The organism is Providencia hangzhouensis (assembly GCF_029193595.2).
Lineage (GTDB): Bacteria > Pseudomonadota > Gammaproteobacteria > Enterobacterales > Enterobacteriaceae > Providencia > Providencia hangzhouensis.
Map to the genome: position 1 here is coordinate 450,856 of NZ_CP135052.1, position 20,349 is coordinate 471,204.

At 36.2% G+C, this 20,349-nt stretch carries 18 protein-coding genes; 14 read left to right on the forward strand and 4 right to left on the reverse strand.

Annotation, left to right across the window (positions count from 1 at the left end; all coding sequences use genetic code 11):
- Nucleotides 1-285 precede the first annotated feature (285 nt).
- The 3 genes from pgi (at nt 286) to ubiA (ending at nt 3,770) form a co-directional block, all read left to right on the forward strand.
- The gene (pgi, locus tag PZ638_RS01980; RefSeq protein ID WP_272674517.1) at nt 286-1,932 is read left to right on the forward strand and encodes a glucose-6-phosphate isomerase; all 1,647 of its coding nucleotides are present in this window, start codon (nt 286-288) and stop codon (nt 1,930-1,932) included.
- Nucleotides 1,933-2,251: 319 nt separating this feature from the next.
- Complete coding sequence (gene ubiC, locus PZ638_RS01985) at nt 2,252-2,764, forward strand: chorismate lyase (RefSeq protein ID WP_094962860.1); 513 nt, start codon at nt 2,252-2,254, stop codon at nt 2,762-2,764.
- Nucleotides 2,765-2,915: 151 nt separating this feature from the next.
- The gene (ubiA, locus tag PZ638_RS01990; RefSeq protein WP_036958350.1) at nt 2,916-3,770 is read left to right on the forward strand and encodes a 4-hydroxybenzoate octaprenyltransferase; all 855 of its coding nucleotides are present in this window, start codon (nt 2,916-2,918) and stop codon (nt 3,768-3,770) included.
- A gap of 83 nt (nt 3,771-3,853) precedes the next feature.
- Here ubiA and plsB read toward each other — a convergent pair whose 3' ends face one another.
- Entirely contained in the window at nt 3,854-6,343 is a 2,490-nt protein-coding gene (gene plsB / locus PZ638_RS01995; protein WP_004261319.1) for a glycerol-3-phosphate 1-O-acyltransferase PlsB, read from the reverse strand.
- A gap of 126 nt (nt 6,344-6,469) precedes the next feature.
- Here plsB and PZ638_RS02000 point away from each other — a divergent pair, with 126 nt between their 5' ends.
- Together PZ638_RS02000 and lexA are read left to right on the forward strand one after the other, a co-directional pair.
- Entirely contained in the window at nt 6,470-6,844 is a 375-nt protein-coding gene (locus tag PZ638_RS02000; RefSeq protein ID WP_272674516.1) for a diacylglycerol kinase, read from the forward strand.
- Nucleotides 6,845-6,980: 136 nt separating this feature from the next.
- Entirely contained in the window at nt 6,981-7,598 is a 618-nt protein-coding gene (lexA, locus tag PZ638_RS02005) for a transcriptional repressor LexA (RefSeq protein ID WP_004261314.1), read from the forward strand.
- Nucleotides 7,599-7,769: 171 nt separating this feature from the next.
- Here lexA and zur read toward each other — a convergent pair whose 3' ends face one another.
- Nucleotides 7,770-8,285, reverse strand: coding sequence for a zinc uptake transcriptional repressor Zur (zur, locus tag PZ638_RS02010; RefSeq protein ID WP_004261310.1), 516 nt, complete (start codon nt 8,283-8,285; stop codon nt 7,770-7,772).
- A 1,099-nt stretch (nt 8,286-9,384) separates the two neighbouring features.
- On the opposite strand from zur, the gene PZ638_RS02015 reads away from it, so the two are divergent.
- The 9 genes from PZ638_RS02015 to PZ638_RS02055 all read left to right on the forward strand — a co-directional run bounded on the left by PZ638_RS02015 (nt 9,385) and on the right by PZ638_RS02055 (nt 18,485).
- The gene (locus PZ638_RS02015) at nt 9,385-9,933 is read left to right on the forward strand and encodes a fimbrial protein (RefSeq protein ID WP_094962859.1); all 549 of its coding nucleotides are present in this window, start codon (nt 9,385-9,387) and stop codon (nt 9,931-9,933) included.
- A 78-nt stretch (nt 9,934-10,011) separates the two neighbouring features.
- Nucleotides 10,012-10,752 carry a fimbrial biogenesis chaperone gene (locus PZ638_RS02020; protein ID WP_004261304.1) on the forward strand — a complete coding sequence of 247 codons (741 nt, stop codon included), beginning with the start codon at nt 10,012-10,014 and terminating at the stop codon, nt 10,750-10,752.
- Entirely contained in the window at nt 10,736-11,311 is a 576-nt protein-coding gene (locus PZ638_RS02025) for a fimbrial protein (protein ID WP_112307371.1), read from the forward strand. The genes PZ638_RS02020 and PZ638_RS02025 overlap by 17 nt, the downstream gene beginning before the upstream one ends.
- 22 nt (nt 11,312-11,333) lie before the next feature.
- Complete coding sequence (locus PZ638_RS02030; RefSeq protein ID WP_136135415.1) at nt 11,334-11,906, forward strand: fimbrial protein; 573 nt, start codon at nt 11,334-11,336, stop codon at nt 11,904-11,906.
- 13 nt (nt 11,907-11,919) lie between these two features.
- Nucleotides 11,920-12,597 carry a fimbrial biogenesis chaperone gene (locus PZ638_RS02035; RefSeq protein ID WP_144141517.1) on the forward strand — a complete coding sequence of 226 codons (678 nt, stop codon included), beginning with the start codon at nt 11,920-11,922 and terminating at the stop codon, nt 12,595-12,597.
- An 86-nt stretch (nt 12,598-12,683) separates the two neighbouring features.
- Entirely contained in the window at nt 12,684-15,236 is a 2,553-nt protein-coding gene (locus PZ638_RS02040) for a fimbria/pilus outer membrane usher protein (RefSeq protein ID WP_004261281.1), read from the forward strand.
- A gap of 45 nt (nt 15,237-15,281) precedes the next feature.
- Entirely contained in the window at nt 15,282-16,523 is a 1,242-nt protein-coding gene (locus PZ638_RS02045) for a hypothetical protein (RefSeq protein WP_094962855.1), read from the forward strand.
- Between the two features lie 44 nt (nt 16,524-16,567).
- Nucleotides 16,568-17,326: a fimbrial biogenesis chaperone gene (locus tag PZ638_RS02050; RefSeq protein WP_112307375.1), complete on the forward strand. Its 759-nt coding sequence runs from the start codon at nt 16,568-16,570 to the stop codon at nt 17,324-17,326.
- Between the two features lie 85 nt (nt 17,327-17,411).
- Nucleotides 17,412-18,485: an isoaspartyl peptidase/L-asparaginase family protein gene (locus PZ638_RS02055; RefSeq protein WP_206277865.1), complete on the forward strand. Its 1,074-nt coding sequence runs from the start codon at nt 17,412-17,414 to the stop codon at nt 18,483-18,485.
- A 116-nt stretch (nt 18,486-18,601) separates the two neighbouring features.
- On the opposite strand, the gene PZ638_RS02060 is transcribed toward PZ638_RS02055, so the two are convergent.
- Together PZ638_RS02060 and PZ638_RS02065 are read right to left on the reverse strand one after the other, a co-directional pair.
- Entirely contained in the window at nt 18,602-19,078 is a 477-nt protein-coding gene (locus PZ638_RS02060; protein WP_094962853.1) for a FidL-like protein, read from the reverse strand.
- Nucleotides 19,079-20,014, reverse strand: coding sequence for a winged helix-turn-helix domain-containing protein (locus PZ638_RS02065; RefSeq protein ID WP_144141512.1), 936 nt, complete (start codon nt 20,012-20,014; stop codon nt 19,079-19,081).
- Between the last annotated feature and the right edge of the window lie 335 nt (nt 20,015-20,349).

Genomic DNA, 20,349 nt, shown 5'->3' on the forward strand with positions numbered 1-20,349 from the left:
ATCGGTCTATCTTCGCTTGTCGCCTACATGCAACTCTAATTATTTAGAGTATATACTCGTTATATTTCAATCAGTTTGGGGGTTGACTGCTCTCAGATAACCGGATCATATACTTTTGTATACGTATCAGTCTAGAAAGTGTGTATTTTAATAAAATGGGTAATTAAGTCTGGAAAAGTGCGGCAGAATTGGGGAATATCAATATAACGCAGAAAACCGATAAGTCTCGTTTTCGTGACGGGGTACAATCTATTTCTATTTAAAATTATTTGGAGAGTGTTATCCATGAGAAGTATTAATCCAAGCCAGACGGCTGCATGGCGGGCGCTAGAGCAACATTTTGCGCAAATGAAAAATGTCCATATGCGCGATTTATTTGCACAGGATAAAGACCGCTTCACTCATTTTTCGGCAACGTTCGATGGTCAAATCTTAGTGGATTTCTCCAAAAATAGAATTACGCAAGAAACATTGGAACATTTATTGGCCTTAGCAAAAGAAACAGAGCTAGAAAGCGCCATTAACAGTATGTTCCAAGGTGAAAAAATTAACCGTACTGAAGACCGTGCGGTACTACATACTGCTTTGCGTAACCGCGATAACACCCCTATTTATGTTGATGGCAAAGATGTCATGCCAGAAGTGAATGCAGTATTGGAAAAAATGCAGCAATTTAGTCAGCGTATTATCAGCGGTGATTGGAAGGGTTACACCGGTAAAGCGATTACGGATGTGGTGAACATCGGTATTGGTGGTTCAGACCTTGGTCCATTTATGGTGACAGAAGCACTGCGTCCATACAAAAACCACCTAAACATGCGTTTTGTATCGAATGTGGATGGTACGCAAATTGCGGAAACACTGAAAAAGCTGAACCCAGAAACAACACTGTTTTTAATTGCGTCCAAAACCTTTACAACGCAAGAAACCATGACGAATGCGCATTCTGCTCGTGATTGGTTCTTGGCGGCGGCAAAAGATGAAAGTCAAGTGGCTAAGCATTTTGTGGCACTTTCAACGAATGGCGAAGAAGTCGCGAAGTTTGGTATTGATACCAACAATATGTTTGAATTTTGGGATTGGGTTGGTGGCCGTTATTCATTATGGTCAGCGATTGGTTTATCCATTATTTTATCGGTCGGCTTTGATAATTTCGTTCAATTATTGAACGGTGCCCATGCGATGGATAAACATTTCACCCAAACTCCGCTAGAAAAGAACATCCCCGTGTTGTTAGGTTTGATTGGCATTTGGTACAACAATTTTTTTGAAGCGGAAACTGAAGCGATTCTGCCATACGACCAATACATGCATCGTTTTGCCGCTTACTTCCAACAAGGTAATATGGAATCGAACGGTAAATATATTGGTCGTGATGGAAAACCTGTTACTTATCAAACAGGCCCGATTATTTGGGGTGAGCCGGGAACCAATGGCCAACATGCGTTTTATCAGTTGATCCACCAAGGAACTAAGATGATCCCATGTGATTTTATCGCACCTGCGGTAACCCATAACCCGTTAGGGGATCATCACGAAAAATTATTATCTAATTTCTTTGCGCAAACCGAAGCACTGGCGTTTGGTAAAACTCGTGAAGTGGTTGATGCCGAGTTTGCTGCGCAAGGTAAAAATGTCGCGGATATGGAATATGTTGCGCCTTATAAGGTGTTTGAAGGCAACCGCCCAACTAACTCTATCTTATTGAAATCAATCACGCCATATTCGTTAGGTGCATTGATTGCGATGTATGAGCACAAAATATTCACTCAAGGGGCGATTTTAAATATCTTTACTTTCGACCAATGGGGCGTGGAGTTAGGTAAACAACTCGCAAGCCGTATCCTGCCTGAATTAGAAAATAGTGATACCGTGAGTACCCATGATAGCTCGACCAATGGTTTGATTAACAGCTACAAAGCTTGGCGATAAATTAATAACGTATTATTTAAATAGTTAAATGTAAGGTAGGAAGTTCCTACCTTACATTGTTTAACTGACATACTGTCCATCAGGCTATTTTTTAATTAAACAAATTCATTTTGTTACGATATTAATGAATTTTATTATTATCGATAACTTGCTAGTAATTAAAAAAATTTTCACTATATTTTTACATTTTGTGTTGAAAATGTGACTTTTTATATAAATTGTTAGCTAACTTTAACCTTGTCGTAAAACAACGTGATATCCTATTGCGTAAGAAATACAGTAAATCATAACCATGTTATTCATGGTGGAATTTTAAGTAATGGATGAAACGCTTTTTACTTCTCAGCCGATTCACTGGCTGGCGGAGAACGATAAAAACGATAAAATAGTGCCTGCCAATATATTAGATTGGCTACTAGAGCTTGGCTCCATGACAAAACGTTTTGAGCAGCATAGCCAGCAAGTTACCGTGATACCTTATTTAGAGCGCTATGTATCGCAAGATAAGCTGAGCGCGGATGAAGTGCAGTCTCTACCTGAAAGCCCGCGTTATTGGGTCAGAGAAGTTGTCATGTATGGAGATGGCATCCCTTGGTTACTGGGCCGAACAATAATCCCTGAAGAAACACTGACTGATGATGACCAGCAACTGGTGGATATTGGGAGAATGCCATTAGGGCGTTATTTATTTAGCCGCGAGAGTTTAACTCGAGATTATATCCATATTGGTTCTTGCGCAAACAGGTGGGTACGTAGTTCTCGGTTAAGACTATCGAATAAACCGTTGCTGTTAACAGAAATATTTTTACCTGAATCACCTGCATATCGCTAACTATCCTAAGTACTTTGAGTTTTCAGGTCTCTGCAATGACACTATGCCAACAAATATAAATCAGTAAGTTGCCGAGTTTGGTGGTATTAAAATATACCTAATTTGAAGTATGATGGAATTCGAAAAGGAGCACGATAAAGTGGAGGGAAGTATGACGCTAAGTAAATGGCATGCATACAGCCGTTTAATGCGTATTGATAGACCCATTGGCTCATTGTTGCTATTGTGGCCGACGTATTGGGCATTATGGATTGCGGCTCAAGGTACGCCAAGTTTACATCTTTTGATTGTATTTACTGCTGGCGTATTCTTTATGCGTGCTGCTGGTTGTGTCATTAATGATTTTGCTGACCGCCATTTTGATGGCCACGTAGAGCGGACTAAACACCGCCCACTTCCAAGTGGGGACGTAACAGAAAAAGAAGCAAAAATATTGTTTGCAAGCCTTGTTGGCCTCTCTTTTCTGCTAGTTTTGACACTCAATTCCATGACCATTTGGTTGTCGGTTGCAGGGTTGGCTTTGGCATGGGTTTATCCCTTTGTTAAGAGAGTCAGTAATTTACCCCAAGTGGTATTAGGTGCGGCTTTTGGTTGGTCAATTCCAATGTCTTTCTCTGCTGTTGGTGAAACTTTGCCAGTTGTTTGTTGGTTACTGTTTTTAGTTAATATTATTTGGTCGGTGATCTACGATACTCAGTATGCAATGGTAGACCGCGATGATGATTTAAAAATTGGTGTGAAATCAACCGCTATTCTATTCGGGCAATATGACAAACTGATTATTGGTTTGCTGCAATTACTGATGGTTGGCTTATTATTGGTGATTGGCTCACTGGCGGGTTTAGGAACCCTTTATTATATTTCATTAGTGTTAGTTGCGGGTTTATTTATCTATCAGCAGCAATTGATGGTTAACCGTGAACGTGCGCCTTGCTTTAAAGCTTTTATGAACAATAACTTTGTCGGCTTAATATTGTTTATTGGTATTTTTATCAGTTATTTTTAAATTACAGTTATTGAGCCAAAGTGAAAAAGGTCATGTTATTTCTAACATGACCTTTTTTGTTTTATTGGCTTGAGAAAAGGCGATTAGCTTTTCACTTGTTCCGGAGATTGCGTGCTTTCAGTTGGTTTTTTTTCAGAAAACTCATCATCTTGACTAACACTTTCAATAGTTAAGCGAATCTCAGGTGACATCAATCGAGCCAGAACGGCATACAGTTTTTGCGCATTGGTGACAAAGATATCATTTTCATTATTATCAATGTAGCCTTCTTCTCTTAGGGTATCGACCAATGTGGAGAATACCGCTTTATCAAAGAATTCAGGAGCGTTGATACCGTGCAAAACAGAAAGGCGTTGTGCAAGGATACGGCTTTGTTTTTCTAGCGTATTACGGCTGATTTCAGGGCTCGCATTGAGTAATGATAATGTGATTGCATAACGTTGCAGAGTTTCACGTACGCCAGCAGCTAAGAGCTGTAATGGACGAATACGGCGAGGATTTAACACCACTATGTCGTCTTCTTTTAAGCAAATCAGCTTTTGGTTATTTAGCTCATCAATTAGCGTATCTACCGCCTCGTGTAGCTCATCACTGTTATAACGCATAAACAGTTCTGCTTTTAAGAACGGATAAATTTGGCCTACTTGATAGTGAATGTCTTGGCGACTAATGCGTTCATAGTGCAATACAATGCTAGCAATTAGTGATGGTAATACCAATAAATGATGGATATTGTTACGGTAATAGGTCATTAAGACGGCATTTTCGCGAGGAAGGATAATAATATCCCCCATGCTGTCTTTTTCGACTTCGAATTTATCCATTTGCAAAGCATGTTCTAACAATTGCTCTGCTGTTTTATTTGGGGTCGTCGCATCTGCGGTGTATGGCACATTGCGCAATAATTGCAGGTAACATTCGACTTGTTCAATCAGTTGCTCACGAGTGAGTGAGCGTTGACGAGAAGCCAGTAACGCAGTCGCACACAGGTTAATCGCATTGGCTGCGGCTGCATTATTAATATTGACCATAATGTTATCGGCTAACGAACTGACCGTTGGGTTTAGCCACGTTGGTCTTTGTGGTTCGATAGGGTCGATAGAGTCGCGCCAATCAGGCACGCGCTGGTTAAGGTAATGAGGTAATGAAATGGGTTGACCGAAGTTAACATACCCTTGGCCTAGGTTACGCAATTTACGTAAGCCGCGAACCATAGAGAAAAAGCCTTCTTTCTCTTTTTCTGCGCCGCGAAGTTCTTTGGCATAAGTTCCCACTTCCATCACATGCTCATACCCAATGTAGATAGGAACGATGGTGATAGGGCGTGAGTCACCGCGCAACATCGCTTGTAACGTCATTGAGAGGGTACCCGTCTTAGGCTGTAATAAACGACCGGTACGTGAGCGCCCTCCTTCCACAAAGTATTCGATGGAGTAACCTCGGGCAAACAACTCACTTAAATATTCGCGGAAAACGGTCGAATACAGTTTATTTCCTTTGAACGTACGGCGAATAAAAAAGGCCCCTAAACGGCGGAAAATCGGCCCTGCTGGCCAGAAATTGAGGTTGATCCCCGCGGCAATATGAGGTGGAACTAGCCCTTGATGGTATAGCACATATGAGAGCAGTAAGTAGTCCATATGGCTGCGGTGAGAGGGGACATAAACGATTTCATGGCCGTCTTGTGCAAGCTGGCGGACCCGTTCAGCGTGCTGAACATTGATGCCTTGATAAAGACGGTTCCAAGTCCAACTAAGAACCCTATCCGTTAAACGTACGGCTTCATAAGAGAAATTGGCTGCAATTTCTTCCATCATCCCAACGGCATTTTGTTGGGCTTTTTTGAGTGGAATTTTTTTACTGCGCGCTTCGTCTTCAACGGCTTTTTCAATCGCTTTAGACGTTAATAGCTTATTAAACAGCTCATAACGTGCAGGGAGTTTTGGTCCAACTGCCGCTAGGCGTTGGCGCGAATAGTGAATACGCGCGACACGGGCGAGTTTGTTGGCAATAATGGAGTCTGTGCCGTGGTCTTGTGCCATTTTCCCAATTGAGACAATGGGTGATAAACGCACGAAGCTGTCACGCCCTAACCATAAAACTGCAAAGAATTTTTGAATCCCATTTAACAGTTTCAATGGTGGTGCTGGAGTATGGCCTTCACGACCCGGTGAGCGGCCAAACATCACGGATGCAGGTAGCATTTGAATATCTAGATTTGGATTGTTTTTATGCAAATCTAAATAAGCATGGAATGTTTTTACTGAATCCTTGCGTGGATTCGGTGAATAATAGCGAAAAACACGTGGGCCATCATCGATAAAAACGTACGCCGGAAGCTTCGTTCCATTGATATCATTGTCGACCAGAGGGTCAGGCAGACCAATAGCTAAGCATTGATGCCGTAGCGTGAGGAGGTCAGACTTCGAATGATAAGGTAATACGTATAGGGTTGGCCTGTTGACATCAAGCTGCAACTCAGTGACGGGATCCGAAGGAATTAGTTTACTTTTTACCAATAATTTAAGTGGTAAATTCAACGTGTTGTAATATATTTTACGCCATAGTGACATAAATGATTATAGCCTCTTGTTAACAATGCTGCGCAATCATACCAGAAATACATGGTTAGATCTGTTACTGACAATTCACTTTGACCGTAAAAATCGATTATTGTTTGCATTTTTTAAGGAATAAATATGGCGAGTCAAGTTAAGGGGTTCACGCGAGTGATCAAAGCGGCGGGATATTCCCTTAAAGGTTTGAAGGCAGCTTGGGTTAATGAAGCCGCATTTAGGCAGGAATCTGTTGCTGCGATTATCGCAATCTTTATCGCATTTTATATAGATATCAGCTATATAGATAGAATTTTGTTAGTGAGTTCAGTTGTCCTCGTGGCAATAGTCGAATTATTGAATAGTGCGATAGAAGCCGTAGTTGACCGTATTGGTAGTGAGTATCATGAACTGTCAGGAAGAGCTAAAGATATTGGTTCCGCTGCGGTATTTGTGAGTATCGGCTTAGCGCTATTTATTTGGGCACTGGTATTATGGCAGCGTTATTTTTCTGGCTAAGGCGTTCGGGTGCTTAATAGGGTAAAAAGAAAGTAAATCGATAACAAATGCTTAAATTGAGCGATTTAACTGTTCCAAATCTTCATTTACCTGTATATACTCACAGTTTGACTGTATAAACAAACAGGGGAACGGAATGAAAGCACTGACGGCTCGACAACAGCAGGTTTACGATCTGGTGCGCGATCACATTTCGCAGACGGGTATGCCTCCTACACGTGCTGAGATAGCAGCAAGCCTTGGTTTTCGTTCGCCTAATGCGGCAGAAGAACATTTAAAGGCCTTAGCGCGCAAAGGGGTTATTGAAATCGTTTCAGGCGCATCCCGAGGTATTCGTCTGCTTCTTGAAGAAGAAACAGAAGACCAGGGGTTACCTCTGATTGGACGTGTTGCCGCTGGCGAACCATTATTAGCGCAGGAACATATTGAAAGTCACTATCAAGTTGACCCTGAGCTATTTAAACCACACGCAGATTTTTTGTTGCGTGTGAATGGGATGTCCATGAAAGATATTGGCATTATGGATGGTGATTTATTAGCTGTGCATAAAACGCAGAATGTCCATAACGGGCAAGTGGTTGTTGCTCGTATCGAAGATGAAGTTACTGTTAAACGTTTTAAGCAACAGGGTAACCGTGTTGAATTAATAGCAGAAAACCCAGAATTCGAACCTATTATTGTTGACTTACGTCAGCAAAATTTCACTATTGAAGGTTTAGCTGTTGGGGTTATCCGTAATAGTGATTGGTATTAAGTTCCTTTAGTCGCTAGCCGTAATAGTAGGCTACAGGCGGGAAGGACGATTGCAGGCAGATTTCATGGTGTTATTCTGAGGTCTGCCTGTTTTGTTTCTTTTATTTTATTTTATTTCTTTATCTTCTCTATTTTTTTTGCATTTCATCAAGCAATTTATCAACGCAGCTACTTATTTTTTCTTCTGGGCGATAGGTTGTTCATGGTTATGATGACAATGTTCGTGATCTTGGCAGCTATTCATTTCGTCACAATTTTTACATAAGCCGTGGTTTTCCACCACTGTATGTCTTAAGCGGAATTGGTGTTCATCTGCTAAATTAATGATTGCAGCTTCTATTGTTGTGCAATCACTTTCCGTTACGCTTCCACACTGGTCACAAATTAACATAACAGAGATATGGCTCGGGTTATCAAAATGGTGACAGACGACATAACTGTTCGTTGATTCAATTTTATGGATAAAACCTTGCTCCATTAAAAACTCAAGGCCACGATAAACCGTAGGCGGTTTAGCTTGAGGTTCAATTTCCCGTAGCAAGTCAAGTAAATCATAAGCGCTGATTGCACCATGCTGCTGTGCTATCAGGCGTAATACTGTTTCTCTTTGTGGTGTTAACCTGACGCCTCTTGATTGGCAAATATTCTCGGCCATTGCAAGGATTTTGTCTTCATTCATTCTTTTCATCTAATCGGCCTCAATATTCGAAAATGCAAACAATTACTGCTAATAAGCTTATCATATTTTTGAGATCAGGAATGCGCGGGGATACATTGTTTTATATTTATATTATTTCTATTTAAAGGGAAATATAAGCAAACGATTATCTGGAAAAACAGATAATTAGAATACTCAAAACCAGCCTATCCTCTTTGTTTTTCTTAAACAAAAAACTCGATGTTGTTTAACAAAAAACACACAAAACGTAAGGTTTTAGATTGCCATTTAGTGTAAATTTCAATTAAGACTTATCTTACGCTTATCTGTTGTAATGGTGTAATGAATCGTATATTAAGTTGTTTTTTCATTTCAATATTTTCAATGCATGTATTTATAGTTTTTAATATCACTTTTATTGAATTTTTAGAATTAAATAAAATGTGTGGTTTTTACATAACTAAATATAACCTGAAATATTTATAAGTAAGTTGACTTTATAAATATAAATTAATCTAAATGACGATCTTTAGTTATAGTATCTCTTCATTTTTTGGTGATTGCATCTATTTATATCATTATTTTAGTATAAAAAAACTAAGTTAGCATCCATTTTTGTGTGATTTTGACAATTAATATTGTGGTATTAATATTGGTATCAGAAAGAAACAAGGTATTTAAAAGTTCAGCATAATGTTTTTGTTTGTTTCGTTTTGTTTCAAACGGGAATAGCTAATGTGAATTTGAGATGAATTAAAAGTGTGGAATGCTTTTAAAGACAATTAGGTTTTATTCATACAGAATTCAAGTTGCAATAATAGCTGATTAAACTTTCATATATTTTATTTTTGTCCATTTTACTATTTCTATATTGATGTTGGTCTCTCATTTTCGGCGATACAGAAATAGTCTTTTTTTAAAACCAGTTCAATAATTTGGTTTTAAAAAAGGGTATTGAACGGATTTTAATATCCCCCAATGTTGACTTAATTAAATAGGTTGACAGTTAGTTATCCAGGCTCATGAAAATGGCATAGGTATTTGTAAACAATTATTGTGAACTTGGTTTTTAATAAAAATTGTGTCTTTAACTACTTACATGACGACATAAATACAGAGGTATTTACATATGTTATTCAACAAAAAATTAGCGGTTTTAGCAGTATTAGCAGGTTCTATGGTAGCAGGTTCTGCATTAGCTGCAGATGGTAAGAAAGGTGCGGAAGTAACATTCAAAGCCCAATTACGTGCTCAATCTTGTGATGTGTCTTCAACTACTACAGGTTCTGTTGTTGACTGGGGAACTTTCACTAAAGATGTAACTGATGCTTTAGCACCAAATGCAGTTTTAGGTGATGAAAAATCTTTTGATTTAGTTCTGTCTAACTGTTCTGCTGACGCAGCTGATACTTCAATGAACGTATTCGCTCAAGGTCAAGCAGCAGCTGGTTTCCCAGCACTGTTTGCTAACCAAGAATCTAAAGCTTTAGCAGTTAAATTAGCTTCTGGTGCAGTTAATATTACTCCTAACGCAGATGCAGTAGTGGTTATCGACCCTAAAGTTGCTAAAGATGGTGGTGCTGTCATTCCTATGAAAGCTAATCTGATTCTTACCAAAACTGGTGTACCTACTGATAAATTATCCGTACCAGTAACATTTACTGTATCTTATAACTAATAATATTAGTTAATACGAGTAAAGAGGCTTTTTAATTAAAAAGCCTCTTAATATTGTTTTTAATGATTGGACTAAGTAATGAAAGCAAAAGAATCGTTTTTAAGAAAAAAAGTAGTTAATGATTGTTATAGAGCTTTAATTCTACTGTTTTCATTAATTACTACTACTAACGTTTACGCTGCAGGTGGTGTTGGTTTAAATGCGACCCGAATAATATATGTCCAAGGTGAAAGTAGTGTATCGGTTGGCGCTCGAAATAATACAAATATTAATTATTTAGCAAAATTTTCGGTAAGCATGAATAATGATGGTTCAGCATCAAAAACGCCTTTTTCAGTTACACCTCCATTAATTAAAATCAACTCAGGGGCAACGCAAGATATTAGGATTTTTGCTCAACCGAATTCATTACCAACAGATAGAGAGAGTGTTTTTTATTTCTCTGCTACTATGATACCTGCTACTGATGGTCCTTTAGAAGGATCTGCAATGAATATTGGTTATAATAATATTATTAAGGTTTTTTACCGACCTTCAAAATTATCTATCTCACCATATGACGCATATAAAAACTTAGAGGTAAGCTCTAGTAGTACAGGTATTATTATTAATAATAATTCACCATACTATATTTCTTTAAATAAGCTCAGTGTTAATGGTGTTAAAATTGATTTAAATATGAAAAAGCGTAATACAATGATTTCTCCTTTTGACTCTTTCAGTTATATAACTCCGGCAAATAGCCGTAATGGTATAGTTAAATGGACAGTTATTAATGACTTAGGTGGCGAGGAATCTTTTAGTGGAAAAATCAATTAGTAACAAAATAAAGGCATTTATTTTAAGTGCTATTTATATTGTAATAGGCATGTGTTTCTTTATTGGAAGAGTTTCAGCTTTAGATATTGAAGTTATCGGCAATGTATCTAAAGGAACGTGTGAAGTATCATATGAATCGATGACGGTTAAATTTGATAAACCATTATTAACACCTCAAATTAAACCGAATGTTGACGATGAAACCTATGTGAAACCCTTTTCTTTAAAATATAGTTGCACTGATTTTAATCTATCTGATGGTCCAGCACCATTTAAAATGAAAATAACGCCTGGGATAGGAACTTTAGTTGATAATAGTAATAAAATATATCCAACTAATAATATTACTGGAGCTGCGTTTGTTTTAAAAAACTGTGATGAGAATAAGCTCAATTGTAAAGTCGTAAACCTCAATGCTGGCGGTGAAATTAGTTTTGATGTTACAGCTAATAGCCAATTAGAGAATCATTTTGAAGTAAATGTTGTCCAGCTTGGAACTACTCAGCCAATACCTGGAGAACTAGTTGCCTCTGTTGATATAGTATTACTTCAACCATAAGAATTAATAGGTGGTATTGACTGTGAAGCCTCTAAATAAAATATGTTGTAGAGTTACATTGGCTTTTTACGTGATGTTTTTTTCTTATTCTTCAACAGCTTTAGTACCAGGTACACACGATTTTACGTTTGATTTAACTGTGCCTAAAAATACCTGTGATATTGCTGTCACTAGTGATAGTGGTAAAAAGAATATTGTTGATTTTGGAAATGTGCCTTTATCTAAGTTTGGGGCGGATGCATCTAGTGGAAAGATTAAGAAAGCTTTTGATGTTGTAATCAGTAACTGTAAAACTAATAGCTTTGATAATAACTATATTAAATTAACTGGCAACTACACAATAAATGATGGTTTTTTAGATAATCCAGGAAAAACGTTTGCTGTAAGAATCTCTGCAAATGATAATGCAAATCAATCATCTGCAGATTTTATTACAGAAACTAATAATGTTTTATGGTCGAATATTAAAACTCAAAATGTAACTAAAACATTTTATGCTTATGTCATGTGTAAGAACCAAGTTGCTGATTGCTCGATAGATCAAAATATTGGGGCATTTAAAGCAACACTAACATTGTCATATTATGCAGATTAAATAGGTAAATGTGATGATACGGTTGATATTAACAATAATACTAGCTTGGCACTTTACCCTTCATGCTGGAGGATTATCTTTAGGCCAAAGTAGAGTTATTTTCACAGATTCAGATAAGAATAAGGTTGTTAGTATCCGTAATGAGGGTGAAAGCCCTTTATTAATTCAAATGTTATTATTAGATATAAAGGATGAGAAGAATGCTGATAGTTTTATAATTAGCCCTCCTTTATTCAAAATTAAAAGTAAAACAGAACATGCAGTTAGGATATATCCTGATAATGTTTCTAAGCTACCTAAAGATAGAGAATCAGGATTCTATTTGAAAGTAAGGGGTATTCCACCGACTAGCAAGAAATTAGAGGAAGGGGATACGCCTGAAATAGTTTTTGTAACAGCTATAATTATTAAATTATATTATCGGCCTAATGGTATACCTGAGCCAAATAAGAATAATTTTGAACAGGTAAAGTTAAAAAATAAGGATGGAAGGTGGCAATTTCATAATCCAACCCCTTATTATATGACAATTGTTGATTTTAATATGAATGGTAAGAACTATAATGATTCCATTTTAGTTTCACCATTTAGTTATTATAAATTAGAAAATACTAATGAAAGTATAAATGTAGCAAGTTGGCGTTTTCTTGATGATAATGGTGCTGGAACTGAAGTGTTTAGAATTAATTGAAATTTCTTTTATATTTATTAAATAACATATAATGATTTTTCAGCGCTTGCATATTTTGAATGTAAAGATAATCTAAGGCTAGAGGAATGGAAAACAAAATATTAAAACTTGGTTTGCTATCTTCATTGATAAGCTTATCTCTGTATTCATATGGTGACGATTATTTTGATCCGAGCATGCTTGAAAGTCAGCTAGGAATTGATGCTAGCCAGTTAGATTTATCTCAATTTAATTCATCCAATACTATTCCGGCAGGTGTTTATCGCTTACAGATCGAAATAAATAGAAACATACTATCCGAACAAGATGTTAATTTTGTTGCAAACTCAAAAGGTCTTGTTGTACCTGAATTTGATAAGACAATCTTGGAAAATTGGGGGGTTAATGTAAAAGCACTGCCGGGGCTTAATAATTTATCTCCAGATGTTAAAATATTATCACTTAATGACTACATTAAAGACGCAACAGTAAGAGTTGATGTTAGTAAGTTAAAATTAATAGTCACTGTCCCTCAAATATACATGGACAATAAAGTTCAAGGATATATTGATCCATCAATGTTAGATACTGGTGTTTCTGCATTATTTTTGAATTACTTCATTAGTGGTAATAAAAATAAAACAGATTCATCGTCTGGAACAAATAAAAGTGATAGTTTATTTGGAACATTGAATAGTGGCTTAAATTTAGGTCCTTGGAGACTGAGATCCAATATGAGTTACTCTTATTCTAAGAGTAATGGCGATACTGAATCATCTACTGACTTTACTAATACATATATAATGAGAGCCCTTCACTCCATTAAATCTACAATGATGGTTGGTGAAATATCTACAGGTAGTGATGTTTTTGATTCTATTCCATTCAAAGGAATTAAAATATCAAGTGATGAGGCAATGCTTCCTAATAGCCAACGAGGCTTTGCTCCTGAAGTTGCAGGTATTGCTCAGTCTAATGCGCAGGTTACTATTAGACAAAATGGCTATGTTGTTTATCAAACATATGTGTCACCTGGAGCCTTTAGAATTAAAGATATATATTCTTCAGGTAACGCGGGTAACTTAGATGTTACGGTCAAGGAAGAAGATGGAACTGAGAAAACTTTCACAGTTGCGTATTCCTCATTACCTGTGATGCTTAGACCTGGTGGCTATAAGTATGAGACCAGTGTTGGTCGCTATGATGGTGGGTATACCGTTGATTCTAAACGATCTGATTTCTTTTTAGGATCTTTAATTTATGGTCTACCTACAAATAGTACATTATATGGTGGCCTATTATTTGCGGATAATTATTTTTCAGCAGTAGCTGGCTTAGGTGTATCACTAGGCACTTTTGGTGCTTTATCTATGGATATTACCCATGCTACGGCTAATATGGATGGCGATTTAGGAGACCGCGCTGGACAATCATACCGTGTTCGTTATTCGAAAAGTATGATGTCGACAGGGACTTCTATCGATTTAACAGCTTTACGCTATTCTACTCGATCTTATTTTAGTTTTGCTGATTTCAATAACTATGACTATAAGTTGAAGGATGGGGTTGCGCCTTGGATTAACCAACGTCAGAGAGCGAGTTTTACCACTTCTATAACGCAAAGATTGGGAGAATATGGTAGTGTTTTCTTATCAGGAAGCATCTCTGATTACTGGGAAATCAACCGTGAAGTTCGTCAGATGGTGATGGGATATAACGGAACTTATAACAAAATAAACTATGGTATTACATACAGCATAGATAGGATAAAAGATAATACATCTTGGCCTGAAAATAGAATGGTATCAGTAAATGTCAGCATACCGTTCAGCATATTTACTAACAATGTGTTAGCGAAGGATATATATAGTACTTATTCATTTAGCCAGAATAATGACGGCTATATTGATCAGCAAGCAGGAATTTCAGGTAACTTGTTAGATAATAAAATTTATTATGGTATTACGCAAGGGTATGGGAATAAAGGCGTCGGGAATAGTGGTTCTTTAAGTGCTGGTTATTCAGGTTCCTCGGGTAATATTTCCTCTGCATATAGCTATTCTAAGAATAGTCAATCAATGAACGCAAGTGTCAATGGCGGCCTATTATTACATTCGGGTGGTGTTCTATTCGGGCGTACTATGGGGGATAGTATGGCGATCATTGAAGCTGAAGGTGCAGCTGGTACTAAGGTAAGTAACCAAGATGTAGAGGTTAATAATCGAGGTTATGCATTGTATCCTTATATATCTCCTTATAACGCAAATGTTATAAATATGGATGTCAACACACTACCTAATGATGTTCTTCTTAGAGAAACCAGTAAAACGGTTTATCCCGCAGCAGGGGCAATTGTTAAAGTTAAATTTGATACTAAAGTTGGATATCAAGCTGTTATCAACTTAAAAATGTCGAATGGTACTGTGCTGCCGTTTGGGGCTGTAGCATCGTTAATTGAAGAAAATGCAACCGAAGAAAATACAGGTATTGTTGGCGATAATAATCAGTTATTTATGAGTGGGTTACCTGATTCTGGTAAATTGCAAATTCGTTGGGGTGCAAATAGCAACCAACAATGTTTAGCGTCATTCTCTAACTTAGGCAGCATTAATATAAGTAAAGGACAGGCAATCCGTACTATCTCTATTAATTGCCAATAATTTGTTATACCGGACTCTTACCTTATTAAAATTTTAAGAGGGGCTATGAAATTTTTTATTAAAAATAAGTCAATTAATTCACCGTTAATATTGTTGATATCACTGATTTCATTCTTTCCAATGAAATCGATGATAGCAGCTCAGAACGGCGGTACAATGACATTAACATTAGAAGGTATTATTGACTTAGAGCACCCGAAGGCAGCAACGGATCCCTACTTAGTCGAAGGTAGGCTGTCTGGTCGAACTTCTACAACCTATAACTATATTTATGGGTCCAAAACTCAAGCGTGGACATCACCGGATTTTGCGATTTTTTCTATTTCACCTCGCAGTACATCTTGTGTTGATGAGCCTATTGTGGAAGGGGGGCCGAATGCAACTGCAGCCCTGCAGAAAGTTCCTGGAGTCAATAAAGTTGGAATAAAACTTACTCATGCTAGCGGCGCTTATGCCTATATTGTTCCTAGTTTAGGTTTTTCTGTAAAACTTTCAGGAAATAACAATATAGGTTCATCAGGATTCGTTAAAGAAAGCTATAGTGGTGTAGTATTCGAAGATGTACCTAATTTGGTGGATAGAAGTACTAAAGGCAACCGTCAGTGGAAGCTTTGTTACACACCACCGGATGGGACAAGAGCTCCTGGTGGTTATAATTCAAAAAGGAATGTTAGTGTATATATAGCAGGTCCAATGCAAATGTATGCACCTGTGCCTATACAACCTGGCCGTTACTCATATAGTGGAATTCCATTATATGTTGGCTCTTATGGTCAAGATAATGATCAAGATGGTGTTAGTACATTACAAATTTCAACTAGCTTGAACGTTGTAAGGGTTTGTAGTATTTCTGATGTTAGCCAAGACAATTTTACTATTATTGCTGGTAGAGAAACTGAGTTTTTCAGACAATCCAGTTTTAAATATAAATGTACAGCAGATAATAAACCAATTTACATTTCTGCGATCGCTCGTGAAGGAACTGTGGATTCAGCTAACCAACATAAGTTATGGTTCGACCGAACTGGTGGAAACATAACCTCTAATACGCCATATCTGTTAGCATTACCATATGCAGCTGGTAGTAGCGGAAGCTTAACTTGTAAGGACGAAGGAAAAGCGGGCTTATTGAATTTTGCTAACCAAGAAGAAACCTTATTAGGGTTAAACTCTGTTTCTAATGTAGTTCAAGATCTAAATATTAAGTGGGCTATTTGCTTAAATCCGAATACAGAGATAGGAAAGTATAGAGCACGTGTTGAAGTATCTATATATACTAAAGTTTAGCAATATCAGTGGAATTATTTTATTAAGAAAAATTGGGTGATAAAATGTTTTTCCGTTCACTAGGGTTAGTTCCATTATTTTTATCTTTATTTTTTGGTTTTATAAGCGTATCTTGGGGGGAGAATAGAACATTAGTTTTTCCCTACCAAAGAACAACATTTATTGAAGGTGAGAAAAGTGTGTCATTTAGAATTTTGAATGATACAGATAAAACACCTTATTTAATGCAATCATCTGTTGAATTATTAGATGAAGGTAGTGGTCTTGATATAAAAGAAAATAATATAAATATTCCTTTTATGGTCACTCCTCCACTTCATAAGCTGGAAGCTGGCAACTCTTATACTTGGCGAGTTATGTTTATTGGTGATAGTGATAAATTAGCGAAAGATAGGGAAACGGTTTATATTGTAAAATATAGAGCTATCCCTCCATTAGACAAAAACATGCGAGAAAATAATAGTAGTATTGATGTAAATACTATTCAAGTCCTTCACTTTAAAGTTTATTATAGGCCTAAGCAATTTGCTAATTTAACCATAGAAAATGAGCAAAAAAAGATTTCCTTTAGGCGAGAAGGAAATAATATTATAGTTAAAAATAATTCACCAATTTATATGTCCTTTGAAAGTTTGGCTGTTAATGGAGTATCCGTTGATTACAAAGAATTATTTAAGCCAATTAAGCCACTATCAGAGCAAATATTCATTTCAGATAGCAAAATCCGTGATGTAAATACGATTACATGGAGTGTGTTGGATGAATTAGTATTAGAATTGCCTAAAAATACATCCACACTGTAATTTACAGGTAATGTTATAGTATTTAGGGCTAGGAGTAACTTGATTTGTTTAATAATGTAATCCTATGTATTACTGAGAGATCCAAATGCAAGATATAATGTATAAACTGAAGGATTACGAGAAAGAAAAACTATCTACCTTTTTATTTTTTATTCTTTATTTTTTGTTTTTTTTCTCATCTCTAGCCTTTTCAAAATCCGATACTAACTTTCGTCTTGTCATCCATGGCGGAGCAGGGGATATTACAGAACGTTTACTCACTCTTGAATTACAAAAAGAGCATGAAGAGAAATTAAAGGAAGCATTACAGGCAGGATATTCCATTTTAGCTCAAGGTGGCGATAGTATAGATGCCGTTCAAGCGGCTGTGATCGTAATGGAAGACTCTCCGCTATATAACGCAGGTAAAGGGGCTTCTTTAACTACAGATAATAAAGTGGAATTAGATGCTTCTATCATGGATGGTCGCGATCGCAAAGCTGGCGCCGTAGCGGGTGTATCGAATGTAAAAAACCCTATCATGGCCGCCTATAAAGTGATGACTAAAACCCCTTATGTGATGATGGGAGGAACCGGAGCTGAACAATTTGCGAAATCAGAAGGGTTAGATATTGTTGATGAATCCTATTTTATTACTGAAAAACGCAGCGAACAATTAAAGAAAGTGAAAGAGATCAGCCGGAAACTCGATCAAGAAAAGGGAATTAACGCCTCGCTATTTATAGACCCGCTAATGTTTGATTATAAGTATGGCACTGTGGGTGCTGTTGCCGTTGATAGCCGCGGAAATGTTGCCGCAGCAACCTCTACAGGTGGCAGTACTAATAAACATTATGGCCGAATTGGTGATTCACCCATTATTGGAGCTGGAACATATGCGGATAATAATACAGTTGCAATTTCTACAACTGGTTTAGGTGAGGTCTTTATCCGAGGTGTTGCTGCTTATGATGTTGTTGCTCAAATAAAATACGGCAATACGCCATTGGCTGAAGCCACAATGAATACTTTGAATTCAGTGAAAGATATGGGAGGCACTGGAGGTATTATCGCTGTAGATAATAAGGGCAATTTTGTTATGCAATTTAATACTAAAGGTATGTTTCGCGGGATGATTGATCAAAATGGTGTTTCACAAGTTGCAATGTTTGGTTTTTAATATGTTATCTATTTAATTTTAATTGTTTTTTATTTTTAAGAATCGAATTTGAAATTACTAGTTTCCCATGTTGACGGTTTTGCCTACTTAAGCGTAATTGTTGGTAGGCTTTTTTTTTATTGGAGTTGGCATGTAAAAGCAGAAGAAGATTCATCTTTGATAATATAAAGATTATCACTCATTTTAGTTATATTAATATAGTACTTGATTTTATCTTTTTCTAATTGAATGAAATTAGAAAATAGCTTCTCAGGTATATTATCTGAATTGGTTACTGATGAAGATTTAAAGGTAACAACATAGTTACCATTGTGGTCAATCGCTAAGTAATTAAAATAAATTGCTCTATTAAGCCGGTAGATTTTTTTATCATCTTTTAAGTAGCCATACATATTCATGCGACCATAATTTTTTGTTGAAATTTGTAAATTAATCTTTGATTTCAAGCTCAACCCATTCTGTGTATTATTATCTTTAATCCATAATATTTCAGAATGGCAGATTTGAACATTGTGATTATTTTTATTGATAACAAAGGATGCGGTTGATGCGGTTGCGATTAAAAATAACGATACGGCAATATATTTTTTCATTCAAATTCTCTGATCATTAATCGATATGCAATCATGTTTAATGTTAATGCTGCTACAAATGCTGAGAGATATATTTTTATCAATGGAATAAGCTTGATTTAAGTCTGACAAAAGAATGATTCTTTTGGGTTCATCACATCGAATATTATATTTATCCAGCTTGCTATGTATTAGATTGATATTATCGCTAGAAACTTTAGCTAGCATATTAACCGGTGCTTGTATGATACATTTTTCACGTGAACTGACTGACAGGTAGTCACTCGTTGGATTTTCCTTAGCCATATAATACCAAAAAAATAAATTAATTAAATAGCATATCGCTATTGTTGAAATAGCTAATAGCAATATTTTTAAAGTTTTTTTGTTTAATGTTTTTTTGTTTTTATTTTTAATCGCGAGTGTCGTATTGATATTGCTACTATTGTCTTCTCCAGTTAATAATTCCGAGTTATTGGTATTTTCATCAAGTGATAAGTTTTCTGATACTGTGTTATCAGGGAGTTTTTGAGATAACTCTGAATTTTCGATATAGCCATGCTTACTTATATGAAGGGGACTAACTTCATTATTTTGTTCGTCAGATTTTACGTGTATAACGATATGACTATCAAGACGAAATCCTTTTTTGGGTACTGTAACAATACACTTAGGATCAATACTGACCTGCTCTAATTTTTTTCTTATTTCACTAATGTAAGTATTTAAATTATTATTAGAACCAACAAGGCCATATTCTTCCCATACATTCGTTAAAAGTTCATCTCGTGTTGCGAGTCCTTTTTTTAAATTTAATGAGATAATCTCATCGAATAATCTAGCAGCAGGTTTAGATAATTCAATAAATTGATTTTTATCATCTTTTGAGTATATTAAGCTTGTGTTTTTTTCGAAAATATATTTTTCGTCAATAGTGTAGTCATGTGACTCGTTCATAGATGCCGTCTGCTCTCTAATTAAAATAACGAATAGAAAATCTAAAAGTAATAACAGCCAATTTTAATAAATAGGCTGAATAAATATTATTATTTAACTTCTTGTTGTTATAGTTTAAATAGGGATTCAATTTACTGCAAGTTTTATGCGATGAGCTTTTTTGTAATTAATTAGCAAATTTATTGAATTGATACCTTGGTTGGGTTTAAAAACTGTATTAAAATAATTTTTAGGTGATTTAATTCATATTGCCTACATATTTGTTGTTAAAAAAATATATTAATCTAAATAAATCCATTCTTACCTATGGATGTTCTTTTGTGGGAATAATCCTA

What these genes read in the sequence shown, in the direction of transcription:
- PZ638_RS02015 (WP_094962859.1), top strand. Translation starts at nt 9,385, where the DNA reads ATGTTATTCAACAAAAAATTAGCGGTTTTAGCAGTATTAGCAGGTTCT.
- plsB (WP_004261319.1), bottom strand. Translation starts at nt 6,343, where the DNA reads ATGTCACTATGGCGTAAAATATATTACAACACGTTGAATTTACCACTT.
- PZ638_RS02035 (WP_144141517.1), top strand. Translation starts at nt 11,920, where the DNA reads ATGATACGGTTGATATTAACAATAATACTAGCTTGGCACTTTACCCTT.
- PZ638_RS02060 (WP_094962853.1), bottom strand. Translation starts at nt 19,078, where the DNA reads ATGAAAAAATATATTGCCGTATCGTTATTTTTAATCGCAACCGCATCA.
- pgi (WP_272674517.1), top strand. Translation starts at nt 286, where the DNA reads ATGAGAAGTATTAATCCAAGCCAGACGGCTGCATGGCGGGCGCTAGAG.
- PZ638_RS02050 (WP_112307375.1), top strand. Translation starts at nt 16,568, where the DNA reads ATGTTTTTCCGTTCACTAGGGTTAGTTCCATTATTTTTATCTTTATTT.
- zur (WP_004261310.1), bottom strand. Translation starts at nt 8,285, where the DNA reads ATGAAAAGAATGAATGAAGACAAAATCCTTGCAATGGCCGAGAATATT.
- ubiC (WP_094962860.1), top strand. Translation starts at nt 2,252, where the DNA reads ATGGATGAAACGCTTTTTACTTCTCAGCCGATTCACTGGCTGGCGGAG.
- lexA (WP_004261314.1), top strand. Translation starts at nt 6,981, where the DNA reads ATGAAAGCACTGACGGCTCGACAACAGCAGGTTTACGATCTGGTGCGC.
- PZ638_RS02020 (WP_004261304.1), top strand. Translation starts at nt 10,012, where the DNA reads ATGAAAGCAAAAGAATCGTTTTTAAGAAAAAAAGTAGTTAATGATTGT.
- PZ638_RS02000 (WP_272674516.1), top strand. Translation starts at nt 6,470, where the DNA reads ATGGCGAGTCAAGTTAAGGGGTTCACGCGAGTGATCAAAGCGGCGGGA.
- PZ638_RS02055 (WP_206277865.1), top strand. Translation starts at nt 17,412, where the DNA reads ATGCAAGATATAATGTATAAACTGAAGGATTACGAGAAAGAAAAACTA.
- PZ638_RS02065 (WP_144141512.1), bottom strand. Translation starts at nt 20,014, where the DNA reads ATGAACGAGTCACATGACTACACTATTGACGAAAAATATATTTTCGAA.
- ubiA (WP_036958350.1), top strand. Translation starts at nt 2,916, where the DNA reads ATGACGCTAAGTAAATGGCATGCATACAGCCGTTTAATGCGTATTGAT.
- PZ638_RS02040 (WP_004261281.1), top strand. Translation starts at nt 12,684, where the DNA reads ATGGAAAACAAAATATTAAAACTTGGTTTGCTATCTTCATTGATAAGC.
- PZ638_RS02045 (WP_094962855.1), top strand. Translation starts at nt 15,282, where the DNA reads ATGAAATTTTTTATTAAAAATAAGTCAATTAATTCACCGTTAATATTG.